The organism is Bifidobacterium sp. LH_230 (genome assembly GCF_056357555.1).
Window position 1 is genome coordinate 44830 of record NZ_JBKEWJ010000006.1, and the last position, 15927, is coordinate 60756.

Annotated in this window: 18 protein-coding genes; 5 read left to right on the plus strand and 13 right to left on the minus strand. The window is 63.7% G+C overall.

Annotated elements, in window-relative coordinates; all coding sequences use genetic code 11:
- Window positions 1-134: 134 nt before the first annotated feature.
- The 3 genes from AC1A0G_RS04055 to AC1A0G_RS04065 all read left to right on the plus strand — a co-directional run bounded on the left by AC1A0G_RS04055 (window position 135) and on the right by AC1A0G_RS04065 (window position 2412).
- Window positions 135-1325: an IS1249 family transposase gene (locus tag AC1A0G_RS04055; RefSeq protein ID WP_476527728.1), complete on the plus strand. Its 1191-nt coding sequence runs from the start codon at window positions 135-137 to the stop codon at window positions 1323-1325.
- Between the two features lie 278 nt (window positions 1326-1603).
- The gene (locus AC1A0G_RS04060; RefSeq protein ID WP_476527730.1) at window positions 1604-2005 is read left to right on the plus strand and encodes a hypothetical protein; all 402 of its coding nucleotides are present in this window, start codon (window positions 1604-1606) and stop codon (window positions 2003-2005) included.
- The gene (locus AC1A0G_RS04065; protein ID WP_476527731.1) at window positions 2002-2412 is read left to right on the plus strand and encodes a hypothetical protein; all 411 of its coding nucleotides are present in this window, start codon (window positions 2002-2004) and stop codon (window positions 2410-2412) included. The genes AC1A0G_RS04060 and AC1A0G_RS04065 overlap by 4 nt, the downstream gene beginning before the upstream one ends.
- 59 nt (window positions 2413-2471) lie before the next feature.
- Here AC1A0G_RS04065 and AC1A0G_RS04070 read toward each other — a convergent pair whose 3' ends face one another.
- The 13 genes from AC1A0G_RS04070 to AC1A0G_RS04130 form a co-directional block, all read right to left on the minus strand.
- Window positions 2472-2870: a superoxide dismutase gene (locus AC1A0G_RS04070; protein WP_476527733.1), complete on the minus strand. Its 399-nt coding sequence runs from the start codon at window positions 2868-2870 to the stop codon at window positions 2472-2474.
- A 52-nt stretch (window positions 2871-2922) separates the two neighbouring features.
- Window positions 2923-3798, minus strand: coding sequence for an ABC transporter ATP-binding protein (locus AC1A0G_RS04075; protein WP_476527735.1), 876 nt, complete (start codon window positions 3796-3798; stop codon window positions 2923-2925).
- Window positions 3799-3854: 56 nt separating this feature from the next.
- Window positions 3855-4637 (minus strand): murein hydrolase transporter LrgB, encoded by a 783-nt coding sequence (locus AC1A0G_RS04080; RefSeq protein WP_476527738.1) that lies wholly within the window; start codon window positions 4635-4637, stop codon window positions 3855-3857.
- Window positions 4634-5260: a hypothetical protein gene (locus AC1A0G_RS04085; RefSeq protein ID WP_476527741.1), complete on the minus strand. Its 627-nt coding sequence runs from the start codon at window positions 5258-5260 to the stop codon at window positions 4634-4636. Before AC1A0G_RS04085 ends, AC1A0G_RS04080 begins: the two co-directional genes overlap by 4 nt.
- Before the next feature lie 134 nt (window positions 5261-5394).
- Window positions 5395-6222 (minus strand): hypothetical protein, encoded by an 828-nt coding sequence (locus AC1A0G_RS04090; protein ID WP_476527743.1) that lies wholly within the window; start codon window positions 6220-6222, stop codon window positions 5395-5397.
- 6 nt (window positions 6223-6228) lie between these two features.
- On the minus strand, window positions 6229-6807 hold the full coding sequence (locus tag AC1A0G_RS04095) for an RNA polymerase sigma factor (RefSeq protein WP_476527744.1): 579 nt from the start codon (window positions 6805-6807) through the stop codon (window positions 6229-6231).
- Between the two features lie 136 nt (window positions 6808-6943).
- On the minus strand, window positions 6944-7267 hold the full coding sequence (locus AC1A0G_RS04100) for a hypothetical protein (RefSeq protein ID WP_476527745.1): 324 nt from the start codon (window positions 7265-7267) through the stop codon (window positions 6944-6946).
- A 191-nt stretch (window positions 7268-7458) separates the two neighbouring features.
- Window positions 7459-9147, minus strand: coding sequence for a glycosyltransferase family 39 protein (locus AC1A0G_RS04105; RefSeq protein WP_476527747.1), 1689 nt, complete (start codon window positions 9145-9147; stop codon window positions 7459-7461).
- Window positions 9144-10331 (minus strand): glycosyltransferase family 2 protein, encoded by a 1188-nt coding sequence (locus tag AC1A0G_RS04110; RefSeq protein ID WP_476527749.1) that lies wholly within the window; start codon window positions 10329-10331, stop codon window positions 9144-9146. Before AC1A0G_RS04110 ends, AC1A0G_RS04105 begins: the two co-directional genes overlap by 4 nt.
- 256 nt (window positions 10332-10587) lie before the next feature.
- Window positions 10588-10962 carry a hypothetical protein gene (locus AC1A0G_RS04115; protein ID WP_476527750.1) on the minus strand — a complete coding sequence of 125 codons (375 nt, stop codon included), beginning with the start codon at window positions 10960-10962 and terminating at the stop codon, window positions 10588-10590.
- Window positions 10963-11067: 105 nt separating this feature from the next.
- Window positions 11068-11742 carry an ABC transporter ATP-binding protein gene (locus AC1A0G_RS04120; RefSeq protein WP_476527752.1) on the minus strand — a complete coding sequence of 225 codons (675 nt, stop codon included), beginning with the start codon at window positions 11740-11742 and terminating at the stop codon, window positions 11068-11070.
- A gap of 14 nt (window positions 11743-11756) precedes the next feature.
- Window positions 11757-12827 (minus strand): hypothetical protein, encoded by a 1071-nt coding sequence (locus tag AC1A0G_RS04125; protein WP_476527754.1) that lies wholly within the window; start codon window positions 12825-12827, stop codon window positions 11757-11759.
- Complete coding sequence (locus tag AC1A0G_RS04130; RefSeq protein WP_476527757.1) at window positions 12824-13843, minus strand: hypothetical protein; 1020 nt, start codon at window positions 13841-13843, stop codon at window positions 12824-12826. The genes AC1A0G_RS04125 and AC1A0G_RS04130 overlap by 4 nt, the downstream gene beginning before the upstream one ends.
- A 192-nt stretch (window positions 13844-14035) precedes the next feature.
- On the opposite strand from AC1A0G_RS04130, the gene AC1A0G_RS04135 reads away from it, so the two are divergent.
- Both AC1A0G_RS04135 and AC1A0G_RS04140 read left to right on the plus strand, forming a co-directional pair.
- Window positions 14036-14734 carry a response regulator gene (locus AC1A0G_RS04135; protein ID WP_476527759.1) on the plus strand — a complete coding sequence of 233 codons (699 nt, stop codon included), beginning with the start codon at window positions 14036-14038 and terminating at the stop codon, window positions 14732-14734.
- The gene (locus AC1A0G_RS04140) at window positions 14710-15909 is read left to right on the plus strand and encodes a histidine kinase (protein ID WP_476527760.1); all 1200 of its coding nucleotides are present in this window, start codon (window positions 14710-14712) and stop codon (window positions 15907-15909) included. Before AC1A0G_RS04135 ends, AC1A0G_RS04140 begins: the two co-directional genes overlap by 25 nt.
- Window positions 15910-15927: the final 18 nt, after the last annotated feature.

The following is a 15927-nucleotide window of genomic DNA, read 5'->3' on the forward strand; positions in this document are numbered from 1 at the left end:
CTCCATGGGTTAATAGACAAAACGTGGGTCTTAAATCCGGTGTGGGGCGTTCTCCCGTCTTGCGTGTCGGGGTGTGATCAGCGGTTCGGGTGTTAATCCGGCCGGGTGCTTGACTTTTCGGGTTGGCTTGTTCTATGAGCAGAAACAAGTCTCCGAGGGCGAGGAAGTGCCCGGCGTGCAATGAGCCGATGCGTAAGAAGGGGTTCACGAAGGCCGGCGCGCAGCGTTGGAAGTGCGACGCGTGTCGGTTGAGTTCGACCATGAGGCGGGAGGATCGGGCGCGCATGGTCGAGTTCCGGGCGTTCCTCGCGTGGATTACGGGCAAGCAGTCCATGAGCGAGGCCGCGAGATCCCTTGGCCTGTCCGGGAGCCGGCAGTTTTCAAGACGTATCGCGTGGTGCTGGAACGTGGAGCCGACTTTGCCGGCGGCTTCGCGCGCCCAACGGTATGTGATGGCCGATGGCACGTACGTGCCGTACGGCTGGTGCCTGCTGGTCCTGACCGGCGACGACGGAAGACCCCTGAAGTGGCAGTGGTGCTCGGCGGAGTCGAAGGCCGCCTATCTGCAGCTGTTCCGCGGGGTGAAACGGCCGGGATTGCTGGCGTGCGACGGCGGGCGGGGATGTCTGGCGGCCGCGGAGACCCGTTGGAGGGGAGTCCGCGTGCAGCGCTGCCTCGTGCACGTGTTGCGCAACACGCGCGTCGACCTGACGAACAAACCCAGAAGCGAGGCCGGCAGGGAACTGCTCAGGCTCGTGCGCAGGCTCATGAAAGCGACGACCGGCGACGAGGCCGCCGCATGGCTTGCCGAACTCAACACATGGCACACGGAGCATGGCGATTACCTCAAGGAGCGCACCACGGCCAAACAGGATCCCATGCACGCGTGCGGCAGGAAGTGGTGGTGGACGCACGAGCGACTGCGCCGCGCCTACTTCCGGCTCGTCAGGCTCAGCCGCGCCGGGACACTGTTCGCGTTCTGCGACCCCGCCGTCATCAAGGACCACGGTCCGCTGCCGTCGACCACGAACCAGTTGGAGGGCGGCGTCAACGCGGTCGTCAAACGAACCCTCGACCACCATCGGGGACTGTCCGAAGCGCATATGAAACGATGCTGCAAATGGACGGTCTACATGCTCGTCGAGCATCCCGACCCCGCGTCGTTCGTCACCCCCGAACACTGGAACAACAGGAAAACGGAAAGCCCCGAAGGCGGGGATCAGACGCACGGCACCCTGACCGCGGTGCAACTGCCCGCCGCCGGCGTCGACGCCTACGAGAGCGGATTCGGCATCAGAACAGGCTGGGCCGGGCGCTCAAAATGACCCACGCCACGCCGACAACACGCGTGGATAAGACCCACGTTTTGTCTATTAACCCGTCTATTAACCCCTTTCGTTGATCACGCCGTTTCCGACGTATGACTCATACCTTCATGGAAAGGAGCACGGAAGTCGAGAGACAAACAAGATCTGTCATCTTAGGGTGACAGATCTCACCGATGACGCTCCCGGATAAAAGAGAACCCCCAGTGCATCACGGCTGAGTCGAAGACCGTCCGGAGAGGCCCTTTGGGGGAATTCATGGAATATGATAATGGGTTATGAGTCGACAGTCAAAGCCAGCGCCCGATTTCCTCTCGCAGACCCCTCGCAAGGGAAGCCCGCAGGAGAGGGCGCTGCGCGCGTGCATCACCGACGAGCGGCTCGCGTCCTATGATTCCGAAGCACGGCGGCGCTCATGCCCTGCGCTGCGACTGTACCTGTGGGATCACGACATGGCCAGCGCCTGCATGGGAGACATCGCCATCCTCGAAGTCGCCCTGCGCAACCACATGGACCGGCGGCTGTCCCTCATTTCCTCGGAACAGACAGGCACCGGGGACTGGTACAAGGCGGGGCTCGACTTCGACGACCGCACCCAATACCAGATTCGCGAGGCATGGAACCATCTCACCCCGCAACAGCGCGGAATTCATACGCACGGTCATTCGTTGCCTCATTGACGTTCGGCTTCTGGCGCAACCTTCTGGAGGACGGAGGCACGATTCATACGAAGTGGCCGGACCAGAGGCGCGCCGACTACGAGAATGATCTGTGGCGCAGGGGACTTGACAAGGCGTTCTCCAATGGGCGCCAGTATGCGCGTGCGATGGGAGAACGTTGGACAAGACGCTTTGCGCTGGACATCGTCAAGACCGTGCACGCCCTGCGCAACCGGGTCGCCCATCACGAGCCGCTCGTCAACGGCATCCCGCTTCCCGGCGAGAACCGGCGCATCACGTTGACGGACGCGGTGCAGGCGTGCTTCGATCTGGCGATGATCCTGGACCGCGACCTGCATGCGTGGCTGATGGACAACAGCAAGATGAAACTCGTGCTCGAACACGAGCCGCGGGAAACCGGACTATAGAGACTATAGGATTGTCCGGGAGGAAGTCCTGCGGTCTTTCGTCGATGATTCCGACATCGTCATTTCACGTCGCAGACGGTGAAGGCGAAGCTGGTGAGGGTGCCGGTGGATTTGCCGTTGGCGAGGAGTTGGTCGATGTCGGGCAGTTCCTTGTTGTCGCTGGTCTGGTTGAGGGCGTATTGGGTGCCGTCGGGTGCGGTGAAGCGCATGACGGGGTCGCCTTTGGTGTCGTGCGTGCAGCTGACGGTGCCGTGGTCGACGGTGAGGGGCCATGTGTGGCCGAATTGGTCGGCGCTGATGTCCTGCGGATTGCTGGTCGCGGTGATTGTTTTGCTTCCGTCGGCCGGATAGTTTTCGGGGTGCTTGATGCCGTCCATGCAGGCGGTCAGGCTCAGGGCCATGATGGCGGCGAGACTGGTGGCCGTGATGGTTCGGATGGCGTGTGTCGTGTTGGTCATGCTGGTTTCCTTTGCGTCGTGTTTCCGATGATTGCTGCCTGTTTGTCGGCCGTCAGTGGTGGTCGGGGTGTTCCTCGATGAGGGCCATGTAGCCGTCCTCCAGTGTGGGTTCCATGGGGTGTGCGTCGGCGGGCGGGGTGTTGGTGATGACGCGGTAGCGTACGCCGCGTGCGGTGGTGACGGCGTTGGCGACGATCATGTCTGCGGGTGGCGGGGTGTTGGCCGGTTGGGTGAGCCAGACGCGGCCCGTGGCGTGTCCGGTGAGTTGTTCGGTCGGCCCGTCGTAGCGGATGCGGCCCTGGCGCAGGACGAACACGTATGGGCAGGTCTGGGCGATGTCGTCGAGGATGTGGGTGGACAGGATCACGGTGCGCTCGCCTCCGAGGCCGGCGAGCAGCGTGCGGAAGCGCATGCGTTCCTCGGGGTCGAGTCCGGCGGTGGGTTCGTCCACGATGATGAGCCGGGGGTCAGCCATGAGGGCCTGCGCGATGCCGACGCGGCGGCGCATGCCTCCGGAGAAGCCGCCGATGCGCCGGTCGGCCACGTCCGTGAGTCCGACCCGGTCGATGAGTTCGCGTGCCTGGCGCATGCGCTCCCGGGTGTCGTCGATGCCTTTGAGGACGCCCACGTAGTCGAGGAATTCGAGGGGGGTGAGCTGCGGGTAGGGTTCGATGTCCTGCGGCAGGTAGCCGAGCGTGCGTTTGAGCGCGCGGCGGGTTTTCGCGTCCTTCAGGTCGTGGCCGTCCATGAGCACCTGGCCCGACGTGGGGCGGATGATGCCGGCGAGGATGCGCATGAGCGTGGTCTTGCCGGCGCCGTTCGGCCCGATCAGGCCGACCATGCCGTGCGGCAGGTCGCAGGTCACGTCGTCCAGTGCGCGGGGCTTCCTCGGGAAGTCCTTGGTCAGGTGGCTGATGGAGATGAACATGATGTTTTTTCCTTTCCCCGTGTCGATGTTTCCGATGAGGGTTCCGCCGGTGTCGTTCAGCGTGCCGGGCGCGGGCGTGCCGAGCACCATCCGCCCAACGTCATGAGCAGTATGGCGGCGGCGAGCTGCGCGATCAGGGACACGGCCGCGTTGGCGGGCGTGCCGGTGACCGCGAGGACGCCTCCCGTAGCCGGGTAGACGGGTTTGAGTCCGAACCATCCGGCGCCGACTGCGTCGCCGATCACGTTGAGGATGGTGCCGTTGACGGTCGGCATGGGCAGCATCGGCGAGGAGAACACGAGCGCGAACCATGCGAGCACGCCGGCGATGCGCGCGACGATCATGGGCAGGATCGCGCCGAGCAGCGAGGACAGGCTCATCGCGGTCAGCACGGCCGGCCCGGTGATCGCGAGTCCGGCGGCCAATGCCTGCGGGACGGCCCACCATGAGCCGTGCAGGGTCTGCGTGACGCCGGTACAGGCCAGCAGCAGGAGCGACGGGGCGATGAGGATCAGGAACGCGCCGAGCGTGCGTGCCGCGGCCAGCACGGGCGCGGGTGTGGGTGTGGAGTCCTCCAACTGGCCGATGCCGAGCCGGTCGTGGCGCGTGTGGAAGTCGGTGAACGCGGCCATGTAGGCGATCGGCATGAACATGGCCATCGTCTTGGCCATGAACGCCAGATCGCCAGCGCCGTGGTCGTGCGGGCCGGCCGGGGAGATCACGCCCAGCAGGAGCGCGAACAGGGCCAATGGGACGGCCGCGACACATAGGGAGCGTTGCCGCCACACGATAATCAGGTGGACGCGGACCAATCGCGGGAAGCCGATGCGCATGCTCATATGCTCCTCCTCGCCAGCGTCACGTTGCGTTCCTCGTCGCCCAGCAGCCGCCACGCGACCCCAATGGCGATCACGGCGGCGGCGAGCGGTATGCCGCGCTGCGCGACCGGGTCGAGCACGTACGGGTCCCACAGGAGGGCGAGGAACATCCATACCGCGACCACCGCCATGACCGTGGCCTGCGCGGACATGGACCATGCGGCGGCCGCGAACCCGGCCGCCCCCACGACCAGCACCGCGCCCGTCGGCGCGATCAGGCTTACCCATCCCAGGTCCTGCGGCCACAAGCCCAGTACGTGCAACGGCATGAACATGAGCACGGCGCCGACCAGACCGGACACGGCCGTCAGAATAAACCGCGTGGACTCAACGCGCCTCCAGCCTACGGGCGTGGACTCGCTCGCCTCGACCAGCGGGTCGCCGGTCAACGCGACCGCCATGCACACGCCCGAGCCGATCACCATCAGCTGGGCGAGCCAGTTCACCACCGTCAACGTCTGCGTACGCGACCACACGCCGGACACCATGATGCCGGCGACCGCCACCGCGATCCCACAGGCCACGGGCGCCGCCAGCAATCCCAAGCCGATGCGCCTGGCCTGCGCGCGAATCATTCCCGCCATGCCGTCCCTCCCTGAAGTCCGAAGATTGACGGCCGTTCCTTATCGTCCGTCACCAGATAGGTAAGCGGCCACCGGCCGCATGGTTCACGCGACACGCCGAAACGGCCACCGGCGACTCATCGACCTCGATTCGTTCAGACGGCCGCGGCCGTCATGCGCGCCTCGGACAATCGTCCGGCGAACGCCACCGTCGCCGCGCACGCCGCCAGACCCGTGACGGCCAGCAGCAGCGGTCCGAATGTCCGGGTCATATCGATCCAGCCCGCGGCCGGCAGTCCCATGAGCCCGAGCAGGTCCGTACGGATCACGGCGACCAGCAGCAGGCCGATGCCGAAGCCGACGCCCGTGGAGAACCGGATCGCGAGCATCGCGCCCACGCCGGCGACCAGCAGCAGGGGCGACAGCCATCCGACCAGCAGCACGCCGAACGCCCCATAGCCCTGCACGCCCATCACAACGGTCACCAACAGTCCGAACACGATATCGCAGGCGAGCACGAACACCAGCCGGACCAGCGTGACCGCCCCCGGACCCAACGGGGTGGCCGACGAGATCATGTCCGCGCGGGAATCACCGAACGCCATCGTCACGCTCAACAACACGCCGGCCAGCACCATCGAGCAGAACGCGCGGGACACGACCGTCGCACCCCAGCCGACCGCGAAGAACCGCGCCCCCAATCCGGCGAACGCCATCAACGCCAGCGTGGCCGGCACCACCTGCCACGGCATCACCCGTGACTGCCGGCCCAGCAGCAGCATGAACAACCGCAGACTACGCGTCCACGACCATGCGGGCCCGTCCAACGGGGAACGCGACGCGCGGATGCGCGCCATCACCGCCGTCACGGGAGGCGTTTCTCCCGAACGGGATCGTTCCACGGCGGCCAATGCCGCGAGCAGACGCTCGTCGGCCTCATCGTCCGTCAAGCGGCCGGTCGTTTCGTCAAGATGATCGGTCATCGGGGTTCACCGTTCCTTTCCATCCGCATCATCCTTGTGATCGAGTTGTGCGCGCAGCAGACGGCGCGCACGCGAGACACGGGATTTGACCGTGCCCTCCGGCACGTCCAGCAGGCCGGCGATCTGCCGGTACGGCAGGCCGTGCAGCCACGCCAACGTCGCCGTCTCCACCAGTTCGACGGGCAGACGGCGCAGCAACGCCGTCAGATCATCCACGCCCGCTTCGGACAGCACGGCCGTCTCCGGGCTCGGGCCATCGTCACGCGGCTCGGGCGCGTCATCCAACGCGGTCACATCCGGGCGCACGCGCCGCACGCGCATATAGATCTGGCGCTTCGCGATGCCCAGCAGCCATGACAGCACCTTCGCGTCACCACGGAACGCCCTCGCCGACCGCCAGCAGCCCAACCACACGTCGGCGCACACCTCCTCGGCCGTGCCCGCATCCGGCACGCGCGCACGCACGAACGCCCGCACGGCCACCGCATACCGTCCGTACAGGGTCTCGAAGGCGCGCTCGTCCCCGGAGGCGACCCTCGCGAGCAGATCCTCGTCGCGCGTCATCTCCCCACCGGGCGAGGTCATGTCATCCTGCGTATGCGGCTCCTTCCACGGCACATCCCGCAAACCTCACTGAATACGTAGCAGGGAACACGCCAATGGTTCACGGTCTCACCACACCGCCCGCACAAAATCAGCACCGCCCGGCATGGCAAAACGATCATCGCCGTATGACCCTTAAGCCATACCCAACCTGCACCAGAAACAGCACCAAGAGAACACCCAGCGAAGCCGGCCGGTACATGACGTAGAAGTCCGCCATATCAGGCTGCGACGCCGGCGTCGCCATGGCATACACCAACGCGGCAAACAGAGCGCAAACCCAAGAAACAACCAACGTCGCAGCCGTGACAGATCGCAGCCGGCGCCGGTCCAGAGACGTTGTGCGCAGACCATGAAGCAACGCAAAGATGCACACCGAAACCAATACGTAAAACAACAGCCCATACGTGGGCAGCATGTCGATGATAAGCAGATAACCCATAACGCCTCCCCGGATCGAGCAACGGACCGATACAGCCATTAGAAGCGCTTCACCCCACCGCCAGCAACATCATGTCAAGCAATCGCATGACATCAAATCTCGGTTGGCAAGCCTCCGGCCTCTCCGTCGTCCACATTTCCGCAGCACCCGGGAAAGATGCTCCATAGGATTCCTCATTCCGGAAGAGTCGATTATCGGTAGTAGGTGATGGCTGCGTTTGCGTCGCGTTTGATGACGCTGGTTTGTGTCCACTGGCGGGCTGTGGTGCCGAGGAATTTGTCGTAGTTGCGGGTCGTCGACCATGACAGCAAGGTGAACCACTGCGCATCGAGATCGTCGATGGTTCTCAGTTGCGCGGTGGAGCCGTGCAGCGGCGCGTATCCGCCGCGCGTGGGAACGTCGTCGGCGTCGAGGAAGTAGTAGTACGGGCAGTCGCGGTAGTACCAGTACGCATCGATGTACGTGTATTCGTCTTGCGCGACGATTGGCCGCGTGGCCGAGCAGACGACCTGTTGGCTGAGTTGGGCCGATCCGGGCGTATCGTTGCGGTCGAAACTGTGGTTGCCACGCACGCCATACACGATTGTTCCGGTAATCAGCATCGCAAGGACCACGACATAGACGATCGCCGCGCGGCGGCCGCGCAATCGATATGCGGTGACGCACGCCAGCGCGAGCGTGGCGGAGAGGAACGGTGCGACCACACCCAGATAGCGTACGGAGAACATACCGTATCCGCCGCTCGACAGTTCCTTGACGGCGGACCAGATCATCAATGACGCCGTCGGCACGGCGAACAGCATGATGATTAACCCTGCGGATTCGACGGACGGTTGCGATACCGTCGCGACTGGCCGTTGCCGCGCAAGCAGATATGCCGTGATGAGTATGCCGACGATCAGGATCATCGTGGCCGCGACCAGCAGTGAGATGATCGATGGCAGTTCCTTTTCCGTCATGCCGAGCAGCATGATGTCGAATGCGTTCGCCACGCCGGACATGTTCGTGCGTCGGCGAACCGGAGGCAAGACGGAGCTTCCGCCGAGCTGGCCCAGCAGCGCCGGCATCCACGGCAGGAACAGCATGACTGACGCGGCATAGGCGAACAGCCAGCGCCATGCGGACAAGCGGCGTATGCGCCATGATCGCGCGACGAGCCAGATCGTGTGCGTCAGCCATACGAACGCGGTGAGGTACAGCGTCAGCATGCCGAGCGTGACGGTCACGGCGTACGCGCACCACCACGTGATGCAGCAAGGTCCGTTTTCGGAATGAGGACCATTCCGCTGATCATCACGCCCGTCAGTCATGTTTCGCCGGAGACAACTACGCGGTTCGATCACGCCGACCGCGCGCGTCAGCATCGCCGTGCCGGCCACGGCCAATAGCATCGCCGGCGAGTACATGCGCAGTTCATAGCCGTAGCGCAGCATGAATCCGCCGCACACCAGCATCGGCATGCACGCCGCAGCGACACGGTCACCGAACAAATCGCACATCAGCATAATCAGCACGAACACGGCGAGGCCAAGACATACGCAGTTCGGCAGCCGCAGCAATGCGACATTGTCTCCTACAACGAGCATCCATGCCTTGAGCAGCAGATAGTACAGCGGCGGGTGCGCGTCGACGGCGGTGAGCGCGATCAGTTCCGACACCGGCCGGCTTGCCAGGATCAGCGAATACTGTTCGTCGAACCACAATGATTGGTTGCGGCCCATCAGCCAGCTCAACACGGTCGTCACCAGTGCGCAGCAGGCGGCCAGTGCGGGGATTGAGCGGCGGATGGCGGATGCGATTGAACCGGCATGGCCATCGTTGGCGCTTTCACAGGCATGTCCGGTGTCTGGAATGACGGCTTTGTCCTTCACTGTCGTCATGACAGTATCTCCCCGTCATGTATCGGACGGTTGAAACTGGTATCGCCGGTATCGCGGACGTTGATGTTGCCGTCGCGCACGATGTAGTTCGGTCGGCGTTTGGATTCTAGGTACGTGTTCGCTAGATATCGGCCGATGATGCCCAGACACATCAGCTGCAGTCCGCCGATGAACGTGATGATGCATGCGAGCGACGGCCAGCCTGCCACCGGGTCGCCGAACATGGCCGCGCGCACCGCGATGAAACAGGTCGCTCCGAACGCGACGGCACACAGCAGCAACCCGATGTACGAGGCTACGGCCAGCGGCAGAGTGGAGCATGAGATCAGTCCTTCGATCGCGTAGCGGACCAGCGCGAAGAAGTTCCAGCTGGACTTGCCTGCGGCTCGGCGCGTGTTCGGATAGTCGATCCACGCCGTGTGGAATCCCACCCATGCGTACAGTCCCTTGGAGAACCGGTTGCGTTCAGTCAGCGACGTCAGCGCATCGACGACCCGGCGGCGCATCATGCGGTAGTCGCGCGCCCCATCGGGCACTGCGACCGGTGACATGGCGTTCATCAGCCGATAAAACGCATGCGCGCATATGGAACGAATCGGCGGCTCGCCCGCGCGCGTGGTGCGTCGCGTAGCCACGCAGTCCAGTGTCGGGTCGTCGGTCAGCATCGCGAACATGCGCGGCAGCATCGATGGCGGGTCCTGCAGATCGGCGTCCATCACCGCCACGACATCGCCTTGCGCGGCATCCAGTCCGGCGAGCAATGCGCCTTCCTTGCCGAAATTGCGGGACAATGACAGCCAGCGGATTGCGAAGGGCGGCATATCCAGATTGGGCGCAAGGATATCGCTGGAACAGCGTGATTTCGCCGGGTTATGGCATGACAGTTGCTGTTTATCCGCGGCCTGCCGCAACAACGCTGCCGTCCCATCCGTGGAACCATCGTCGATCATCACTATTTCGGCCGTCGTACCGGGATACGCCGCCATGATTTCGCGGACGGCCTGTGCGGCGGATGACAGGAACAGCGGCAGACATTCCTCCTCGTTATGGCAGGGCACGACGATAGACAGCGTGACCTGCCGTCCGGGACATGCGACGCCCGCGGAATCCGCCGCAGTACAAGATTCGCGTGTCTCAGAGGCATACGCGGTACGGCACTGCTGCGAATGCTGTTGATTGACCATGATCATGCCTTCTTTCCATCGGCGAGGCGCCGCCTTGCGCCCGCCATATACCCACGTCCAATACGATTCCAGTGTGCGTTTACCGAATCACTGAACATGCCTGTACCGCCCCTGATTCAGCCCCGAATAACCGTTTCAGGGTATGGGGGGACGACGCAGGGATATTCCGAACGTTCCGAACGTTGGCTCTTGCGCTTTTTGTAAGCCATCGTGGTTCGACCGCGACGATGTGAATCGTCATGCGCCGGCAAGACAATCAGCAATGATGGGCATGATCGGGCCCTTTCCCGGCATTATGCCGGTTAAGGGACGCTTGCACGGCGGCGACGCCGAACACGGACTGCACGCAGAACAGTCCCGTGAGGAACACCAACACGGCGGGACGATATGTGCGGTAGAAATCAACCATGTCCGGTTGTGCGTATGACATCGCGATGGTGTACGCACAACCAACAAGCAGGGCAACGAGCAACGAACCGATCAGCAGTGTGATGACGGCGAAACGCAGTCGCCGCCGGTCTTCACACGCATGCGCAAGCCAGCGAAACGCCAGCGTGATGCAAATGCTGACCATCAGGTAGCACAGTAGCCCGTATGCGGGCAACATATCGATGATAAGCAGATCCTTCATGGGAGATCCTTTCAGATCAGGCATTCATTGAATCCAATGAATCCATGCACGCTCCGCAATCGCAACATCATGTCAAAGCGATTGCATGACAGCGGTGCCGTTTCTTCAGAGGAACGCGCCGTCTCGCATGGTGAGGGTGGTGTCGCATTGGGCTGCGACGCGTGGGTCGTGTGTGGCGAGGATGAGCGCGGCGCCTTGTTCGCATTGCGCGAGGAGCATGGTCATGATGGCGTCGGCGGTGTGCGTGTCGAGTGCGGCCGTGGGTTCGTCGGCGATGATGATGGCGGGGCGCATCACGGTCGCCCTGGCGATGGCGATGCGTTGCCTTTCGCCGCCGGACAGTTGTCCGGGCATGCGTCGTGCCTTGCCGGCGAGGCCTACCTGTTCCAGTGCGGCCGTGGCGCGTTGCCTGCGTTCGGCGCGTCCGATTCGGGGGTTCGCGTATTCCATGGGGATGGCGACGTTGGCCCAGGCCGGTTCGTCTTCAAGGATCGCGTAGTCCTGCGGGATGAAGCCGAACATGCGGTTGCGCCATGCGGAACGGTCCGCGTCGTTTTCCGGTGCCGGGCGTCCCTGCAGGAGCAGGGAGCCGGAGGTGGGTTTCATGGACAGTCCGATCATGCGCAGCAGGGTGGATTTGCCGCATCCGGATGGTCCCATGATGGCGATCGACTCCCCGGCCGAGGCGTGCAGGGATATGTCGTGCACGGCGAGGAGCTGCGCCTGCCCGTCCGTGTATCGTTTGGTCAGGTGTCGGGCGTCTATGGTCGTCTGTGGCATGGTCGGTGCTTCTTTCATTGGATGTGTGTGGTTGCGCGTCGTGCGGCGGTCGTCCAGATCGGGATCGCCATGACGAGGATGACGGCTATCATCGTCCGGGATGCGGTGGCCACCGGTTCGCCTATCAGCTGGAAGCATGCCAGTACCACGGCGGCGGGCAGCAGCATGATGAGGATGAGTCCGGCGACGCGGATCGCCTCGTCTGCGGCGGTGGCGCCGTAGAGCCGGCGGACGAGCATCGACGGCCGTTCCCGTGCGAGGGTCACGGACAGTGTCCGGATGATCACGATGACGGTGAGCGCGAGGAAGGCGGACAGTCCGAGCAGGTACATCAGCGCGCGCACGATGAGGTCCTTGTCCCGTTGGGGCTGTTCCGTGTTCAATCGGTGCGGCACGAGTATCAGGCCGGCGTCGCGGCTTCCCGTGATGAACTCGTCGAGCTGGGTTCGGGACGGGTTGAACATGACCGTTTTGGTCACCGCCTCTTCGAGTTCGATGTCGTTAAGCCGGCTCAATGAGCTGGGGGCGAGCCGGATGACGAGACACCGGTCCAGGTTGATGCCGGCGGTGTTCGGGTCGAATATGGCCGCCGAGGCCGGCAGCGTGCCGGACACCTTGACGTCGGTGCCGGCGATATGCACGCTGTCGGGCGCCTGCGCCCGGTCCACCCGGTAGCCGGTGGACGCGCAGGGCGCGTGGGAGCACAAGCCCAGCCGGGGGAACACGTCGTCGACGTTGCCCATCAGGACGATGGCCGGTATGCCGTTGGCGAACCCGGGATCGTCGATCTCGATGTTGTTGATGATCGCGGAGTACGCCCTACCCTGTTCCAGCATGTCCTGCAGGCCATCCACGACCTTGGGGTCCGTCTTGCTCGGGGACTGCAGGAGGTACTGCGGGGAGAACGTGACCGCGTCGGCGGCCCGCAGACGCGCCTCGCCGCTGATCACGCTGGACTCGGTCAGCACGTCACTGAGCGTCATCGTGAACACGCTGCCCGCGAAGACGACGAGCAGCGTGATGCCGAGGATCGATCCCCATCGCCTCAATCCCATGCGGACGCCGGTCATCAGTTCATGGATCATCGTTCCACCTCGTCATTCGATCGTATGCCGAACCATTCGGCCAGGCCCGTCACGAGCGTCGTCAGGACCGTGCCAACGGTGAAGGCCGCAGCGAACGCGATGGCCGGGCCGATGCCGGTCCTGCCCGACACCACGATGATGAGAACGGCGCTCAACATGGTTCCCGCCAGCACGCCCGTCACGATCGGGACAACGGCCTCGCGCACCCGGCCCGCCCACACCTGTCTTCCGGTGGCGCCGAACAATCGTCTGACATGCAGGTCGGCCTTCCTCGCCGTCTCCATCGTCGTCACGCACACGCAGGCGCAGACCAACGCCAGTACGAGGAACAACAAGGTGACGCCCACGAAGGAATCCCCGGCAAGGGACGACCACAACGACTGCGCCTGCGGACGGGTCACGTCCATGCCGCAGCGCGCGAACAGATCCGAGATCTCCCGGAGCCGCTGCGGGTCGCTCGTATTCACGTACACGCTGCCGGGAAACAAGGGAACCGCCCCCAACGGGAGCACGTACTGCAGGTTGCCACCCGTGTTCATCCCCGGAACCCTGACGGCGCCGCCGACGGAAAACCCCTGGGGCAGCAGCGGGGCATCCCCGTATTCGCGCCACTGGCCGGCCGAGAACGACGACTCAATCACACAGGCCATGCGACTGTCCATGTCCCGGCATCCGCGCGGAAGCGCATCGGCCCATCCAATCGAGGACCCCGACGACTGGAACACGATCGCCGGCCAACCGTCCCCCACGGAACCCTCCAACAGGGAAATACCGTGACCGGAAAGATACTTGGCCAGATCACGCGTCGCCTCAAGATTCTTCCCGTCATCGTGCCCGGCATCCGCCGAAGCAGTCAGCACCAGTTGCGTCCGCGCATCTGACATGCCCCATTGCGAGCCACGCCAATCAAGAACGCTCCAGTACACAGCCCACGCAAAAAACGACGACAACACACCCAACAGCAACGACACCACGGCAATGGAGACGCGGAACCTATTCGGAGATGACCCATCCATGCAACGCCCTCCAACCTTTGCCGGGAACATGACAGCCGTCACACCGATCGATATCGAATCGACCGATCCGGCCAGCTGAATGCATTACATACCCTCGCGCATCACATCCGCAATGTCATGTCAAGCAATCGCATGACAGCGATGCCGTTTCATGCCGGGAAACCAATGGTCACCGGCGGTACAGTGGGCTTTATGGGACTTAGAAGCGAGCCGGAGACGGCGGGCGTGATCCGTATCGGCGTGTTGGATAATGATCCGTTCGCGTTGGATGCGATGTGTGCGATGATCGCGGCCATGTCCCGGGATTTCCGCGTCGTGTGGTGCACGGGGTCGCCGGCGGTGGCGATCGAGCACTGCCACAACGCGCATACGCGGCCGGACGTGCTCGTGCTGGACATGGCGTTGGGCGGCATCACGGGCGCGGACGTGTGCCGACGCATTCGTCGCAGGACGAGCGAAGTGGGCGTCATCTGCGTCACCTCGTATTCGACGGACGCCTACCGGGATGAAGCGATTGCGGCCGGCGCGCAGGGACTGCTCGCCAAGGAGCGGCTCAAAACCGACATTGACGAAGCGGTGAGGCGGGCGGCCGTCGGCATGCCGACCGTTGCGCAGGCCGCCTTGGGATTCCGTGGCGCGGCATCGGCGTATGCGTTGCTGTCCGGCACGGTGCCGGTGAGGATGTCCGAGGACATGAAGGACTCGTTGTCCTCGCGTGAGAAGGACATCCTACGCCTGTACGCGCAACGCTTGACCACCGACGAGATCGCGGCCCGGCTGGGCATTACCAAGGGCAGTGTGTTCACGTACGTGCATCGCGCGGCCGACAAGCTCGGCGTGACCAGCCGCAGGGAGGTGCTGGAGGCATGCGCCAGATACGATCTGCTGTAAACCGGCTTGTCAGACGACTTGGCCCCGGCAACGATCATCCGGTCATCACAACGGCATGCGTGCTGCTGGCTGCGGCCCTCATCGCGGAATACATGACCCGGGTTACGACGGATGCCTCCTCAACGGTGAGCGTGCAGCATCTTGTCTTGGTTCTGGTGATGCTCGTCGGTCTGATCGGTGGCATGTTCCGCCCGCGATGGTTCCTGTGGGCGGCGCTTGTGGCCGGGGAGATGCTCATGCTGGCGATGCCGATGATCACGCCGCTTGCCGTCATCATCACCTGCACGGGATTCCTCGCCTACTTAGATACCTGGTCGGGTGCGATCGCCACCGGCATGCTGCTCATCTCCACCACGTTCGGCGTCGAACCCAGTAGCGGCCGTTTGCTGGTGGCGACATTGCAGAATCTCGCGTTCTACTGTTTCCCGCTATTGACCGGCCTGTTGCTGCATATGATGCGTCAACGTGACCATGACTCGTATCTGCTGCGCCGCCAGCAGGAACGCGAGGACACGGCCCGCAGCCTGCACGACACCATCAGCAACGACCTCGCCTACCTCATCCTGCGCATCGACCACGCCGAAACCAATGGCATGCCCGCCGGCGAGCAGGAATACCGGCGGCAGCTCCGGGAGCTACGCGCCGCGGCCGATTGCGCCATGACCCACACGCACGCGGTCATCGACTCACTGGAAATACAGCCATCGCGGCAGCCGCAGTCGGAACCGTCGGAAGCACAGGACGGAGCGCCGGCCTCGATTCCGAACGACAACTCCGTCACCGCGCAGCAAGGCGAGTTGCAATCCCTGATCGACGACGAGGAGGCGAAACTCGAATCGCTCGGTTTCGCCGGCGACAACCTGCTCGGAGAACTCCGCCGCCCACTCTCGCTCGACATGATGCGACTGCTCACTGGACTGCTGACCGAACTCTATGCGAACATCGCCAAGCACGCCGACCCGGTCGAATGGTACGCGGTCTCTATCAGCTTCGATATGAACGACGCTGTTCATGTCTCCGTCAGCGACACCATCGCGGAACATGACGGGAAACTTGGATTGGGTAGCGGTCTCGACCGTTACCGTACCATCATCGAGGCAGACGGCGGCAGCTTCGCCATCCACGCGGAACAGCGGCACTGGCAACTGGATGTCACCATCCCGAACAGGCCGTGAACCATCGGTAGGTTCGGC

Bases quoted from the DNA above. Each gene is read 5' to 3' on its own strand.
- AC1A0G_RS04140 (WP_476527760.1), top strand. From the start codon at position 14,710: ATGCGCCAGATACGATCTGCTGTAAACCGGCTTGTCAGACGACTTGGC.
- AC1A0G_RS04110 (WP_476527749.1), bottom strand. From the start codon at position 10,331: ATGGTCAATCAACAGCATTCGCAGCAGTGCCGTACCGCGTATGCCTCT.
- AC1A0G_RS04075 (WP_476527735.1), bottom strand. From the start codon at position 3,798: ATGTTCATCTCCATCAGCCACCTGACCAAGGACTTCCCGAGGAAGCCC.
- AC1A0G_RS04120 (WP_476527752.1), bottom strand. From the start codon at position 11,742: ATGCCACAGACGACCATAGACGCCCGACACCTGACCAAACGATACACG.
- AC1A0G_RS04125 (WP_476527754.1), bottom strand. From the start codon at position 12,827: ATGATCCATGAACTGATGACCGGCGTCCGCATGGGATTGAGGCGATGG.
- AC1A0G_RS04100 (WP_476527745.1), bottom strand. From the start codon at position 7,267: ATGGGTTATCTGCTTATCATCGACATGCTGCCCACGTATGGGCTGTTG.
- AC1A0G_RS04080 (WP_476527738.1), bottom strand. From the start codon at position 4,637: ATGAGCATGCGCATCGGCTTCCCGCGATTGGTCCGCGTCCACCTGATT.
- AC1A0G_RS04055 (WP_476527728.1), top strand. From the start codon at position 135: ATGAGCAGAAACAAGTCTCCGAGGGCGAGGAAGTGCCCGGCGTGCAAT.
- AC1A0G_RS04135 (WP_476527759.1), top strand. From the start codon at position 14,036: ATGGGACTTAGAAGCGAGCCGGAGACGGCGGGCGTGATCCGTATCGGC.
- AC1A0G_RS04085 (WP_476527741.1), bottom strand. From the start codon at position 5,260: ATGGCGGGAATGATTCGCGCGCAGGCCAGGCGCATCGGCTTGGGATTG.
- AC1A0G_RS04105 (WP_476527747.1), bottom strand. From the start codon at position 9,147: ATGACGACAGTGAAGGACAAAGCCGTCATTCCAGACACCGGACATGCC.
- AC1A0G_RS04090 (WP_476527743.1), bottom strand. From the start codon at position 6,222: ATGACCGATCATCTTGACGAAACGACCGGCCGCTTGACGGACGATGAG.
- AC1A0G_RS04115 (WP_476527750.1), bottom strand. From the start codon at position 10,962: ATGAAGGATCTGCTTATCATCGATATGTTGCCCGCATACGGGCTACTG.
- AC1A0G_RS04130 (WP_476527757.1), bottom strand. From the start codon at position 13,843: ATGGATGGGTCATCTCCGAATAGGTTCCGCGTCTCCATTGCCGTGGTG.
- AC1A0G_RS04070 (WP_476527733.1), bottom strand. From the start codon at position 2,870: ATGACCAACACGACACACGCCATCCGAACCATCACGGCCACCAGTCTC.
- AC1A0G_RS04060 (WP_476527730.1), top strand. From the start codon at position 1,604: ATGAGTCGACAGTCAAAGCCAGCGCCCGATTTCCTCTCGCAGACCCCT.
- AC1A0G_RS04095 (WP_476527744.1), bottom strand. From the start codon at position 6,807: ATGACCTCGCCCGGTGGGGAGATGACGCGCGACGAGGATCTGCTCGCG.